Origin of the sequence: Gemmatimonas sp. (genome assembly GCF_031426495.1) — a bacterium.
Lineage (GTDB): Bacteria > Gemmatimonadota > Gemmatimonadetes > Gemmatimonadales > Gemmatimonadaceae > Gemmatimonas.
The window spans coordinates 73,009-86,751 of the sequence record NZ_JANPLK010000027.1; the positions used below are offsets into that span (position 1 = coordinate 73,009).

The window sequence follows — 13,743 nt, forward strand, 5'->3', positions numbered from 1 at the left end:
CAGTGTCAAGTCCCCCTTTCCCCGAACGGATCGTCGCATGGGTGTAATCGCGACGCTCCTCGCACACGAGCCCCGGCTCGCACGGCTGCGTACCGCCGCGCGGGACCGTTACCGCTTCGTGCCTTGCGAGGACTGGACGTCTCTGACCCGCGCTTGCGAGCGTGGGCCAATCAACGTGGTGGTCTTCGATCTATACGTCGATGGCCGCGCGGATTTCGAGCGGGTGCGCCAGTTGCGCGTTCGTGTGCCACGAGCGGCCCTGGTGGCCTATGTGGACATGACGCGTGAACGAGCCAAGGACATGTTCGACGCCGGTCGTTGCGGCATCGATGTGCTCGTGGTCGCCGAGGAAACGGATACGCCGCAGATGCTCGCGGCGCTTCTGGATCAGGCCGAAGCGCGCAGTGTCTCGAGTCTGCTGAAGCCACATCTCGCCGGACTGCGCAGCGTGGTGCGGGACGCGGTGATGCTGTCGGTGACCCGGGCGCACGAGCGCCTGACGCCGGACAGCCTCGCGCGCCTCATCGCCGTATCGCGTCGGTTGCTCTCGAAGCGTCTGGAAGGGGCGGAGCTTCCACCTCCCCATCAGCTGCTCACCTGGGGTCGACTGATCGTAGCCGCCAGCATGCTCGAAGACGGCTCCCGCAGCGCCGACGGCGTGGCCAGTGCGCTCGACTTCCCGTCGGGCAGCGCGTTCCGCAACACCTGCCAGCGGTACCTCGGCTGCACGCCCCATCAGATTCGTCTACGCGGCGGTGCGAGCTGGGTGATCCAGGAATTGCTCGTGAACCGCGAGAAGCGGCGCGAAATCTCGGAATCGGAAGACGACATGCACGATAGCGCGGCGGCCTAGCTCCGCTCGCAGCGACCGAAGAACCAGAGGGCTCCGGCAATGCCGGAGCCCTCTGGCATTGGTGATAAGTTTATGCATGCTTCACCTTGCGCTCACCGGAAATATCGCCAGCGGCAAGAGTAGCGTGGCGTCGCTGCTGGCGGCGCACGGGGCGACGATCATCGACGCCGATCTGCTGGCCCGGGACGCGGTGCGACCAGGCACGACGGCGCTCGACGCGATCGTCGAGCGCTTCGGCCCGACGGTATTGCAGCCCGATGGCACGCTCGACCGGCCGGCGCTGCGCCGCCGCGTGTTCCGGGACCCCGTCGCGCGCGATGCGCTCAACGCCATCGTGCATCCGGCGGTCGGCCGGTTGCGCGACGAGCAGCTGGCGGAAGCCGAGCGCCGTGGTGACGCCGTGGTGATCTCCGATATCCCCCTGCTCTTCGAAGTGGGCCTCGAGCACGCCTTCGATGGGGTCATTCTGGTGGATGCCCCCGAGCCGGAGCGCCTCGCGCGGCTCCAGCGTGACCGTGGGCTGACGCGCGAGGAGGCACAGGCGATGATCGACGCGCAGTGGCCTTCCCTGCGCAAACGGGCGGGAGCGACGTGGATCATCGACAACGACGGTCCGCGCGAGCAGCTTCCAATCCGTGTCGACGAACTGTGGCAGACCATTCAGGCGCTTCCCCTCCGCAGGTCATCTGCGGATACTTCACTGTGATCGTTCTTTTTCCCCATCTGGAGTCCTCGTGTCGAACATCCCCGCCGATCTGCGCTATACCAAGGAACACGAATACATCCGCACCACCGACGACGCCGCGATCGTGGCCATCGGCATCACGGATTTCGCGCAGGGTGAGCTGGGCGATATCGTCTACGTCGAACTGCCCAAGATCGGCGCGACGTACGGATCGCACGACGTGTTCGGCACCGTGGAAGCGGTGAAGGCCGTCTCCGAGCTGTACATGCCGGTGGCGGGCGAAGTGGTCGAGATCAACGGGCGCCTCGACGGCGAGCCGGCGCTGATCAACACCGACCCGTACGGCGACGGCTGGATGATCAAGGTGCGCGTCGCGGCCGGCGGTGACGCTGGGCTGCTCTCGGCTGCCGAGTACAAGGGCGTGGTGGGCGAGTAGTTCTGTTCTTCGGCTGGATCGTGGTACGTGGGGCCCTGAGCTTTTTGCTCAGGGCCCTTCGTCTGTGCCGTCGGCGGGTGCGGTGTGCGCGACCGCCCCGGTCGGTACGTGGGATCCCCTTCGCGGCTTTTCTGTGGCGGCGGGCATGGGAGCGCCGCGCTCGGTCGGCGCGCCCGCCACAGAGAGCCGCTCAGCGGACCCACGTCCCTCGCGGGGCTCCGTGAATCGCACCGCGCTCGGCGCAGTTCGCGGATGGCCGGGCAATCGCACCGCCCCGTTCCCCACACCCCAGCCCGCGATGAGCCCCACTCGCCCGTGGTGCGCGCGTGCCACTCCACAGCCGCCACGCGACGTGGTCACACCGGGGGATGGAATCCCGTCGCGAGCTTTTCGGTGGCCACGCCGTTCGGTGGAATGCGGCACAGCGCCGTGCCGCACGCCCCCCCGCGCCGAGGCCAGCGGCTGCCGGGCCGGGCGTCCCCGGAGCGGCCCTCTGTGGCGGGCGCACCGACGCCGCGTGGCGCTCCCAAGCCCGCCGCCACAGCAAGGCCGCGAGGGGGATGACCCGCGCCCGGAGCCGCGGCTCGTCGCACGCCAGCGCCCGCCCAGCGGCCCATAGCCCATAGCCCATAGCCCATAGCCCATAGCAGAACGGCGTGACCACCGAAGCAGTCACGCCGTTCTCACCACTCAAAACTCAAACACTCACGACGTCGCGTACGACTCGATCGGCGGACAGGCGCAGACCAGGTTGCGATCCCCGAACGCGCTTTCGACGCGGCCGACGTACGGCCAGAACTTCCGTTCCCGCGTGAACGGCGTCGGATACGCCGCCTGCTGACGCGTGTACGGGCGATCCCACTCGTCACTCGTGACATGCGCGGCCGTGTGCGGCGCGCGCTTGAGCACGTTGTTCTCCCGATCCGCTTCCCCGCGCTCTACCGCTGCGATCTCTTCGCGAATACCGATCATCGCCTCGATGAACCGGTCGAGTTCCGCCTTCGACTCGCTTTCCGTGGGCTCCACCATCAGCGTGCCGGCCACCGGGAACGACAACGTCGGCGCATGGAAGCCATAGTCCATGAGACGCTTCGCGATGTCTTCCGCCTCCACACCCGAGGCGCTCTTCACGCCGCGCGTGTCGAGAATGCACTCGTGCGCCACCAGACCATTCTGGCCGCGATAGAGCACCGGGTAGTGCGCTTCAAGCTGCTTGGCCACGTAGTTCGCGCTGAGGATCGCGACCTTCGTCGCCGTCGCGAGACCCTCGCCACCCATCAATTTGATGTAGACGTACGAGATCGGCAGGATGCTCGCGCTGCCCCATGGCGCCGCTGAGATCGGACCGATCGCCTGCGTGCCACCGGTGGCAATCACCGGATGCGTGGGCAGGAACGGCACGAGCTGCGATGCGACGCCGATCGGGCCCATACCCGGTCCACCACCGCCGTGCGGAATGCAGAACGTCTTGTGCAGGTTCAGGTGGCACACGTCGGCACCGAGGTCGCCGGGACGCGACACACCGACCATCGCGTTCATGTTGGCGCCGTCCATGTACACTTGGCCGCCATGCTCGTGGATGATCGCCGTGATCTCCTTGATGCGTGCTTCGAACACGCCGTGCGTGCTCGGATACGTCACCATCAACGCGCCGAGATTGGTGGCGTGCTGCTGCGCCTTCTCGCGGAGGTCGTCCACGTCGATATTGCCGTCGGTGTCCGTCTTCACGACGATCACCGAGAAGCCCGCCATCACCGCGCTCGCGGGATTCGTCCCGTGCGCCGACTGCGGAATGAGACAGACCGTGCGGTGGGCGTCGCCACGTGACTGGTGATACGCGCGAATCACCAGCAGGCCGGCGTATTCGCCCTGCGAGCCAGCGTTGGGCTGCAGGGACACACCGGCAAAACCCGTCACTTCCGCAAGGTCGCGCTCGAGTTCGTCGAACAGCTGCGCATAGCCCTGCGCCTGCTCCGTCGGGGCGAACGGATGCAGCTGACCGATCTCGGGCCAGGTGACCGGAATCATCTCGGCCGTCGCGTTCAACTTCATCGTGCACGAACCCAGCGGGATCATCCCGTGCACGAGCGAAAAGTCGCGCGCCTGCAGCGCGTGAATGTAGCGCAGCATCTCCGTCTCGCTGTGGTAGCGATGGAACGTGGGATGCGTGAGGAACGGTGAGACGCGGCGGAAGCGCTCGTCGTAGCGCGCGTCTACGCCGGTGGTCACGTCGGCGTACGAGAAGTCGACGGCGGCGTTGTTGTTGAACACCGTCCACAGATCGGCGATGTCCTGCTGCGTCGTGGTCTCGTCGAGCGCGACCGCAATCGTGCCCGGCTCGAGCACGCGCAGATTCATGCGATGCGCCGCCGCGGCCGCCAGAATGTCTTCCTGTCCGTGCGCACCGACTTCCACGCGAACGGTGTCGAAGAAATGCTCGTGCGTGATCGCGAAACCGAGTCGCTCGAAGCCGGCCGCCAGGGTCACCGCATTGCGGTGCACGCGCTCGGCGATCTGCACGAGGCCATCGGGCCCATGGTACACGGCGTACATGCCGGCCATCACCGACAACAGCACCTGCGCGGTGCACACGTTGCTGGTCGCCTTCTCGCGACGGATGTGCTGTTCACGCGTCTGCAGCGCCATGCGCAGCGCCGGCTTGCCTTCGGTGTCGCGCGACAGGCCGATGATGCGGCCCGGTAGCAAGCGCTTAAATTCATCGCGCGTGGCGAAAAACGCCGCGTGCGGTCCGCCATAGCCCATCGGCACACCGAAACGCTGCGTGTTGCCGACTGCGATATCGGCGCCCCACTCACCGGGCGGTGCCAGGAGACACAGCGCCAGCAGGTCGCTCGCCACCGTGACCAGCGCGCCGGCGGTATGCGCCGCTTCGCATAGACCGCGATAATCCACCACCGCGCCGTCGGTGCCGGGATACTGCAGCAACGCGCCGAACACCGCGTCATTGAATGCGAACGTGCGCGGATCACCGACCTGCACCACGATGCCGCGCGCCAACGCACGCGCTTCGACCACGGCGATCGTTTGCGGATGACAGTCGCTGCCGATCAGGAACACGTTCCGCGTGGCACTGCCGCGCGAGCCGTAGCAGAGCGCCATCGCTTCCGCAGCGGCGGTGCCTTCATCGAGCAACGACGCGTTGGCGATCTCGAGTCCGGTGAGATCGATCACCATCGTCTGATAATTCAGCAACGCTTCGAGGCGGCCCTGCGCAATCTCGGCCTGATACGGCGTATATGCGGTGTACCACGCCGGGTTTTCCATGACGTTGCGCAGAATCACATTCGGCGTGTGCGTGCCGTAGTAACCCATACCGATGAACGACCGGTACACCGCGTTGCGCGACGCGATCGTCTTCAGCGCGCCGAGTACCTCGGCTTCACTGCGCTCGGGACCGGTGTTGAGCGTGCCTCGGAACCGGATGCTTTCCGGAACGACGGCGTCGATGAAGGCGTCAAGGGAGTCATAGCCGAGGGCGGCGAGCATCGCCTGCTGTTCGGCGGCACTCGGACCGATATGGCGCGGAATAAACGAATCGACCGCGACCGGCGCGGACGAGATGGTGCGCGTACCCATGACCATCCTCAAACGGGCCAAGCCCGTGCAAGCGTCGTGAAATCGTTGGGGCCACGAAGGCGCGTTTCGCCCGTGACACCGTAAATTTAATCGACGTGAGCATTTCCCGAGTCGTCCCCCCAATCGCCGCCGCGATGCGTCAGTCCGGACCGCCCGCGATCGGCGCGTCGACGAGCGTGCTCGCACGGCGCTGGACGTTCCTGCGCTCACCCGCATCGGACGGTATCACGAACATGGCCATCGATGCGGCGTTGCTGGACCTAGCCGGCGAGACGACGCGCGCGGTGTGGCGATGCTACGCGTGGGAAATGCCGACTGTTTCGTTCGGGAGAAACGAGCAGACACGCGGCCGATTCTCGGCGGAACGGCTCCGTGAGGCCGGACTGCGCGCCGTGCGTCGTCCCACCGGGGGCCGAGCGCTGCTGCACGCCCGCGAGGTGACATACAGCGTGACCATGCCGCTCGACGAACGGCTGTCGTGGCGCGTGGCATACGCCGCCGTGAACCACGTGCTCCTGCGCGCCCTGCAGGCACTCGGCGTGCCGGCACAGTTGGTCGCCGACCATGAGACCGAGTCGGTGGCGCCGGACGGGCCGGCGTGCTTCGACCGACCGGCCGCTGGGGAGATCACCGTGCACGGAAGGAAGCTCGTGGGCAGTTCGGTCTGGCGGCAAGGCGGCGCCTACCTGCAACACGGCAGCATACTGCTGGCGGACGATCAGGCCCGGCTGGCCGATGCAGCCGACGTGCCGCTGCCACCAACGCCACCGGCCGCGGCGCTGGAGGCCTGCGCGCCGACGCAGGCGCGTTGGCCCGTCGTCGCCGACGCCCTTGCGGCGTCGCTCGCGGCCACGCTGGCGACGGGAAGCATGCCACATCCGGAGGGGAGAATCGCACCGTTCGACCCGCCTCCCGACTTCCCGCAGCGGTTGGCGTCGCATAGCGCCGCGCTCGGTCATGACGACTGGCTCTGGCGCCGATAGTGAGTGTCGGGCATCGTACCCTCGTGTGGTCGCCTCGATGATCGACCAACCCGTCTTTCCCGCAACACCGCCTCACATGCGCCTTTCACGAACCCGTTGGCTGGCTGGTCTTCTCTCGTTGACTCTGGCGGCGTGTCCCGGCACCGATAGGGGGCCTCCGGTTGCCGACGGCGATACCGGCGGCACGATGATCGTGACCGTACCCGCCGAACCGTCCACGCTCTTCCCGCCGCTGATGTCCGGAACGCAGGGCGCGGCCATCGTCGGGGTAATCTTCGATCGACTCGCGGAGATCGGTGACGGACTCGAGACGTACGGGGATCGCGGTTTTCAACCGCGACTGGGCACGTCATGGACCTGGTCCACCGACTCGCTCTCGATCGCCTTCTCGCTCGATTCGCTGGCGCGCTGGCACGATGGAAAGCCGGTGACCGCCGAGGACGTGCGCTACACGTTCCGCGTGTACACCAGCGACTCGCTGGTCGTTGAAGTAAAGTCGCTGCTGGGCAACATCGATTCAGTGTCGGTGCGCGACCCTCGCACCGCTGTCTTCTGGTTCAAGCGACGCATGCCGCGGCAGTTCTACGATGCCACATACCACATGTATGTGTTGCCGGCGCACCTGCTCGACAGCATTCCCATGACGAGACTCGAGAGCGCCACGTTCGGCCGCAATCCCGTCGGCACGGGGCGGTTCCGCTTCGCACGCTGGGAGCCCGGTCAGCGCATTGAAATCATCGCCGACACGGCCAACTCACGCGGTCGTGCGAAGCTGGATCGGGTGATCTGGAGCATCGCGCCCGACTTCGGCGCCTCGACCGTGAAGCTGTTCGCCGGGGAAGCCGATTTCCTCGAGCAACTCCGACCCGAAAATCTGGCGCAGGTCGCGCGTACGCCAACCTTGCGCCTGATCGACAACCGCGCGTTGAGCTACGGCTTCCTGGGCTTCAATCTCCGCGACAGCAAGGACCAGACGCGCCCCAACCCGATGTTTGCCGATCTTCGCGTGCGGCGTGCCATGCACATGGCCGTCGACCGCGAACGATTGGTCCGCAACGTGTTCGATTCGCTGGGCATGGTCGCCCTCGCACCGGCGCCGCGCGCGCTGATCCCCGACACGGCGGCATTCAAACAGCTTCCGTATGATGTCGCGACGGCGCGCGCCTTGCTCGACTCGGCGGGGTGGCGTGACAGCGACAACGACGGCGTGCGCGATAGGAACGGCCTACCGCTCGCCTTCAACATTCTCATCCCCAGCAGCAGCGCATCACGACAGCGGTACGCGGTGCTGTTGCAGGAGCAGTACCGGGCAATCGGCGTGAAGGCGACGCCGCAGGTGCTCGAGAACAACGCGTGGAGCGATGCCGTCGACAATCATGCCTTCGACGCCTACCTCGGTGCGTGGCAGCCAAGCCCAGGGCTGGTTGGATTGACGCAAACGTGGGCGTCGCGCGGAAGCTCCAACGCCGGCCGTTACGACAGTCCCGTGTTCGACGCCCTGCTCGACAGCGCGCTCACGACCTTCGATCCAACGGCAAGCCGCCGGTATTGGGCGCGGGCCTTCCAGCAGATTGACGAGGACGTGCCGGCGGTCTGGTTGTACGAACAGCGCTCGCCGGTCGCGATCCATCGCCGATTCATCACGGCGCCCTTGCGCGCCGATGGCTGGTTCGTCGGCCTCGCCGACTGGCGCGTCGATCCGGCACAGCGCATCGATCGCGATCGCATCGGGTTGGGGACGCCTCCCTGACCACGATCGCCAGTCGCGTGATTCTGCGCGTGCTGCAGAGCGTGGCCGTCGTCTTCTGCGCGGCCACGCTCGCGTTCGTGCTGCTGCATCTCGCGCCAGGCGATGCGGCCACCGCCCTCGGCGAAGGCATTGCACCCGAGACGCGCGCGGCGATCCGCGCGCAATACGGGCTCGATGAGCCACTGGCCACGCAGTACGGCCGATGGCTCTCGACACTGCTTCGCGGTGACCTCGGATATTCGCGCGATCAGCATCGACCCGTGGCCGCTGTGCTGGGCGACGCGCTGCCACGATCGCTCTTCCTCATGGGATGCGCCCTCAGCGTGAGCCTTGTGGGCGGCATGCTGATCGGTGCCTGGCAGGGGGCGCGGGCAGGCTCTCGGCGCGATCGTACCACGTCGACCGCCCTGCTGGTCCTCTATTCGCTGCCCGAGTTCTGGCTGGCGCTCGTGCTGCTCGTCGTGTTCTCGTACCAGCTCGGCTGGCTGCCCGCCACCGGGATCACCAGCGAGACGTACGACTACATGACGCCCGGCGACCAGCTTTGGGATCGGTTGTGCCATCTGGTGTTGCCGCTCGTGTCGCTCTCCTTGGTCGGCGTGTCGGTCTTCGCGCGCTACCAGCGTGATGCCATGCAGGAGAGCATGGCGCAGGCCTTCGTGCGCACGGCGCGGGCGAAAGGACTTCCCGAGGCAGGCGTCCGTCGGCAGGCGTGGCGCAACGCGCTCTTGCCCGTCATTACAGTCACCGGCCTGATGCTGCCAGCGCTGATTACCGGTGCCGTGTTTGTGGAGCGCGTGTTCTCGTGGCCCGGCATGGGCTTCGCCATGATCCGCGCGATCGAAGCGCGCGACTATCAGGTCGTGTCGGCCGGCGTGATTCTGGGCAGCGCCGTCACGGCAGTCGGCGCGGCGCTCGCTGACATCGCACGGGATATCGCCGACCCACGGTTGCGCAGCCAGTGAAGCCTCGCCTCTCACCAGCCGTCGTGCTGATCGTGTTGCTGGTGCTGGTCGTGGCGGCTGGTCCGCTGCTGTCGCCGTACGCCCCGAACGCGCAGCTCGACATCATCGCCCTGCGCAGCCAGGCACCGTCGTTGTCGCATCCGTTCGGCACCGATGCGGTGAGTCGCGATGTGCTCAGTCGCGTGCTCGACGGCGGACGCGTGTCGCTGGCGCTGGCGATCCTCTCCGTCTCGTTGTCGCTCGTGGTCGGCACGCTGTATGGTGCCGTATCCACGCTGGCCGGTGGCGTCGTCGATACCACGATGCGCCGTTTGCTGGACGTGGCCTTGTCCATTCCGCGGCTGCTCGTGCTACTGGCTGTCGGCGCCCTGTGGGGCGCCCTTTCGTTTCCGGCGCTCGTGCTGCTGATCGGCCTCACCGGGTGGTTCGACACCGCGCGGCTCGTTACGGACGAACTGCATGCGCTGAATGGGCGCGAGTTCATCGTGGCCGCTCGCGCGGTGGGGGTTCGCGGGCCCCGCCTTCTGTGGCGGCACCTGCTGCCCCACGTGCTGCCGACGCTCGTGATCAACGCCAGTTTCGGTGTCGCGGGGACGATCGCGCTGGAAGCGGGTCTCAGCTATCTCGGCCTCGGCATCCAAGCACCACAAGCCAGCTGGGGCACGATTCTTCGCGATGGCGCCGGCGTGGTGCAGACTGAATGGTGGCTGTCCCTCTTCCCCGGACTGGCTACCGTCTTCGCCGTTCTCGCCTGCAATGCTGTCGGCGATGCCTTGCGCGAGCGGTTCGCACCGAATCACGTTCCGAGTCCCGACGCTGCACCCGCCCACGTTCCCGGGGTGGCGTCGCCCCCCGCCCTATCCTCTTCCCGTACCGTGCGCCCGTGACGATTTCTGCCACACGCGACTCGACAACCGCGCCCGATCGTCCGTTGCTCGATGTGCATGCGCTACAGATCGCCTTTCCCGCAGGCAACAGCGTGGCGCGCGCGGTCGACGGGGTTTCGTTCACCGTCGCCCGCGGCGAAACGGTCTGCCTGGTCGGTGAATCCGGATGCGGGAAGTCGCTGACGGCGCTGTCACTGCTCCGCTTGGTGCCACCGCCGGGCCGCATCGAGTCGGGAAGCCGGATCATGTTCGATGGCGGCGACGTGCTGACGCTCGATGACGAGCGACTGCGTGACATTCGCGGTCAGCACATGGCCATGATCTTCCAGGAGCCGATGACGGCGCTCAATCCCGTCCTCACGGTTGGTGACCAGATCGCGGAAGTGCTGCGCGTGCACACGAAGCTCTCGCGCCAGGAAACCTGGTCGCGCACGGTAGACATGCTCGCTCAGGTCGGCATCGCCGACGCGGCGGCGCGCGCCAAGCAGTATCCGCATGAACTCTCCGGCGGCATGCGCCAACGCGTGATGATCGCGATGGCCCTCATCATGTCCCCCAAGCTGGTCATCGCCGATGAACCGACGACCGCCCTCGACGTCACGATTCAGGCCCAAATTCTCGAGCTGCTGCGCGATCTGCGCGCGCGCACGGGCATGGCGCTGCTGCTGATCACTCACGATCTGGGCGTCGTGGCCGAAATGGCGTCGCGCGTGATCGTGATGTATGCCGGCCGCGTGGTCGAGGAAGCGAACGTGGAAGATCTGTTCTCGGCGCCGAGCCATCCGTACACCGAGGGACTGCTGGCGGCGATACCAAAGCTAGGGCAGGAAGAAGCGCGCCTGCAGACGATTGCCGGGTCGGTGCCCCCGCCGACCGCGCTGCCCAGTGGCTGTACGTTTCGCGACCGATGTCCGTATGCGTTCGAGCGCTGTGCGACGGAGGAGCCGGCCCTGTTGCAGGTGGGGTCGGCCCATCGGGCGCGCTGCCATCTGATCGAAGAGCCGACACGACGCGCCACACGTCACGAGGTCGTGCGCACATGAGCACCACGCCGCTGCTCGAGGTGCGCAACCTCACCAAGCATTTCCCCATTCGCACGGGCCTGCTCCAGCGCGTCACCGGCGCGGTCAAGGCGGTGGACGGCGTCTCGTTCGATGTGCACGCGGGCGAGACCCTCGCGCTCGTCGGTGAATCGGGGTGCGGCAAGACCACCACCGGCCGCTCAATCCTGCGTCTCATTGAGCCGACGTCGGGCTCCGTGCGCTTCGATGGGACCGATGTGCTGGCACTGCGCGGCGAAACGCTGCGCCGCATGCGACGACGTATGCAGATCATTTTTCAGGATCCCTACGGCTCGCTCAATCCGCGCATGACGGTCGGTGCCGCGATCAAGGAAGGGCTGATCGTGCATGGTCTCGCCGAGGGCAGCGCTGCCGACCGTCGCGTGTCCACCTTGCTCGACGAAGTCGGCCTGCGCCCGGAATATGCGGCGCGCTATCCGCACGAATTCTCCGGCGGCCAGCGTCAGCGTATTGGCATCGCGCGCGCACTGGCCGTCGAACCGTCGTTCATCGTGTGTGACGAACCCGTGTCCGCGCTCGACGTGAGCGTGCAGGCCCAAGTCGTGAACCTGCTGCGCGATCTGCAGCGGGAACGCGGCCTCTCGTACCTCTTCATCGCGCACGATCTCGCCGTCGTCGCGCACATGGCGGATCGCGTGGCCGTGATGTATCTCGGTCGGATCGTGGAACTCGCGCCGCGTCGCACGATCTTCAGCACCCCGCTGATGCCGTACACGCAGGCGCTGCTGTCGGCCGTGCCGGTGCCCGACCCCACCGCCAAGCGCCAGCGCATTCTGCTGCCGGGTGATCCGCCGTCGCCGGCGAATCCGCCGAGCGGCTGCGTCTTTCATCCGCGGTGTCCGAATCCGCGCAAGGATGCGGAGTGCACGCGCGTCGTCCCGCCGCTCGAAGAGAAATCACCCGGGCACTTCGTGGCCTGTATCAAGCAGCCGCTTCTCCACCTTTCATCCAACGCGTCGTGACGCCTTCATCACACCCTTCGCAGGACCGCGCGTTCTTCGGTCATCCGCGCGGCCTCGGTCTGCTCTTCATGACCGAGATGTGGGAGCGCTTCTCTTTCTACGGACTGCGCCCGCTGTTGGTGTTGTTCATGGCAGCGGCACTCGCCGACGGCGGCTTCGGCTTCGATCGTCCCGCAGCGTCGGCCATCGTCGGCATCTATGCCGCGTCGGTGTATCTCGCGTCGCTACCCGGTGGCTGGATCGCCGACCGTTGGCTTGGGCTCCGTCGCTCGATCCTGATCGGGGCGATGCTGATCACGTCGGGACACCTGTCCATTGGTATCTCGGGCCTGGCCGGAGCGGGCGTGGGCAAGATTTTCTTCTTCCTCGGCCTCGTGCTGATCGTGCTCGGCACCGGACTGCTCAAGCCGAACATTTCGGCCATCGTCGGTGATCTCTACCCCGAAGGCGGCGCGCGTCGTGATGCCGGCTTCTCGATCTTCTACATGGGTATCAACACGGGCGCCTTCATCGGGCAGCTGGTCACAGGCTATCTCGGTGAGCGGGTCAGCTGGCACTGGGGCTTCGGCGCAGCTGGCGTCGGCATGCTTTGCGGCTTGCTCATGTTCTGGCTCAAGGCGAAAGACATGCTCGGCAGCCTCGGGCAGGACATCGTGCGTGATCCCAATCCCGACGTACAGGCGAAGCGCGAAGCGCGGGTAAAAGTCCTCACGTTCAGCGGACTCTCGGTGCTGTTGAGCGTGTTCGTGCTCGCCGCGTCCGGCAGGATCACGCTCGATCCACAAGCGATCGGCGGCGCGATGACGTTCGTCCTCGTTGGTATCGCCGTTGCGTTCTTCGGCTTCCTGTTCGCGTTCGGCGGGCTCACGCGCGATGAAAAACTGCGCTCCGGCGTGATCTTCGTGCTATTCGCGTTTGCCGCGATCTTCTGGGCCGCGTTCGAACAGGCGCCGACCTCGCTACAGCTGTTCGCCAACGACTTTACGGACCGCAATCTCTTCGGCTTCGAGATTCCCGCCACGTGGTTTCAGTCGGTGAACTCGGCGTTCATCATCCTCTTTTCGCCGGTATTCGCCGCGCTCTGGATCATGCTGGCGAAGCGCAACATCGACCTGTCGAGTCCGGCCAAGTTCGCGCTCGGTCTCGCGCTGGCCGGTGTCGGCTTTCTCGTCATGGTGTTCGCCGCCAACCGCGTCGTCGCCAGCGGTGGATCGGTGCTCGTGTCGCCGTGGTGGCTCATCATCAGTTACATGTTCCAGACCTTGGGCGAGCTGTTCGTGAGCCCGGTTGGTCTGTCATCGATGACGAAACTGGCCCCGCGACGCTATGTCGGACAGATGATGGGCATCTGGTTCCTGGCCACGTCGGTTGGGAATCTGGTCGCCGGCCTCGTGGGCGGACACGTCGATCCCACGAAGCTCGACCAGACGCCGCTCGTGTTCACCGGCACCGCCATCGCGCTCTTCGGCGCCACCGTGATTCTGGCGTTGATGATCGTGCCGATTCGCCGCCTGATGGCCACGGCGAAATAACCACGAGTAAC

At 66.3% G+C, this 13,743-nt stretch carries 11 protein-coding genes; 10 read left to right on the forward strand and 1 reads right to left on the reverse strand.

Translation table 11 applies throughout. The features are described from left to right. Positions 1–178 precede the first annotated feature (178 nt). The 3 genes from RMP10_RS07840 to gcvH all read left to right on the forward strand — a co-directional run bounded on the left by RMP10_RS07840 (position 179) and on the right by gcvH (position 1,974). Complete coding sequence (locus RMP10_RS07840) at positions 179–853, forward strand: AraC family transcriptional regulator (RefSeq protein WP_309670713.1); 675 nt, start codon at positions 179–181, stop codon at positions 851–853. A 76-nt stretch (positions 854–929) separates the two neighbouring features. Continuing rightward, positions 930–1,559 (forward strand): dephospho-CoA kinase, encoded by a 630-nt coding sequence (coaE, locus tag RMP10_RS07845; RefSeq protein WP_310569794.1) that lies wholly within the window; start codon positions 930–932, stop codon positions 1,557–1,559. A gap of 28 nt (positions 1,560–1,587) precedes the next feature. Continuing rightward, positions 1,588–1,974, forward strand: coding sequence for a glycine cleavage system protein GcvH (gene gcvH, locus RMP10_RS07850; RefSeq protein ID WP_310569795.1), 387 nt, complete (start codon positions 1,588–1,590; stop codon positions 1,972–1,974). A gap of 705 nt (positions 1,975–2,679) precedes the next feature. On the opposite strand, the gene gcvP is transcribed toward gcvH, so the two are convergent. Then, positions 2,680–5,577, reverse strand: a complete 2,898-nt coding sequence (gene gcvP / locus RMP10_RS07855) for an aminomethyl-transferring glycine dehydrogenase (protein WP_345785784.1) — start codon at positions 5,575–5,577, stop codon at positions 2,680–2,682. Between the two features lie 89 nt (positions 5,578–5,666). Here gcvP and RMP10_RS07860 point away from each other — a divergent pair, with 89 nt between their 5' ends. The 7 genes from RMP10_RS07860 (at position 5,667) to RMP10_RS07890 (ending at position 13,732) form a co-directional block, all read left to right on the forward strand. Beyond that, positions 5,667–6,554 carry a hypothetical protein gene (locus RMP10_RS07860; RefSeq protein WP_310569797.1) on the forward strand — a complete coding sequence of 296 codons (888 nt, stop codon included), beginning with the start codon at positions 5,667–5,669 and terminating at the stop codon, positions 6,552–6,554. A 76-nt stretch (positions 6,555–6,630) separates the two neighbouring features. Further along, on the forward strand, positions 6,631–8,304 hold the full coding sequence (locus RMP10_RS07865; protein WP_310569798.1) for a peptide ABC transporter substrate-binding protein: 1,674 nt from the start codon (positions 6,631–6,633) through the stop codon (positions 8,302–8,304). A 17-nt stretch (positions 8,305–8,321) separates the two neighbouring features. Next, positions 8,322–9,269, forward strand: a complete 948-nt coding sequence (locus tag RMP10_RS07870; protein WP_310569799.1) for an ABC transporter permease — start codon at positions 8,322–8,324, stop codon at positions 9,267–9,269. After that, positions 9,266–10,156, forward strand: coding sequence for an ABC transporter permease (locus RMP10_RS07875; RefSeq protein ID WP_310569800.1), 891 nt, complete (start codon positions 9,266–9,268; stop codon positions 10,154–10,156). The genes RMP10_RS07870 and RMP10_RS07875 overlap by 4 nt, the downstream gene beginning before the upstream one ends. Beyond that, positions 10,153–11,199, forward strand: a complete 1,047-nt coding sequence (locus RMP10_RS07880; protein WP_310569801.1) for an ABC transporter ATP-binding protein — start codon at positions 10,153–10,155, stop codon at positions 11,197–11,199. Before RMP10_RS07875 ends, RMP10_RS07880 begins: the two co-directional genes overlap by 4 nt. Beyond that, positions 11,196–12,200 (forward strand): ABC transporter ATP-binding protein, encoded by a 1,005-nt coding sequence (locus RMP10_RS07885; protein ID WP_310569802.1) that lies wholly within the window; start codon positions 11,196–11,198, stop codon positions 12,198–12,200. The genes RMP10_RS07880 and RMP10_RS07885 overlap by 4 nt, the downstream gene beginning before the upstream one ends. After that, the gene (locus tag RMP10_RS07890; protein WP_310569803.1) at positions 12,197–13,732 is read left to right on the forward strand and encodes a peptide MFS transporter; all 1,536 of its coding nucleotides are present in this window, start codon (positions 12,197–12,199) and stop codon (positions 13,730–13,732) included. Before RMP10_RS07885 ends, RMP10_RS07890 begins: the two co-directional genes overlap by 4 nt. Positions 13,733–13,743: the final 11 nt, after the last annotated feature.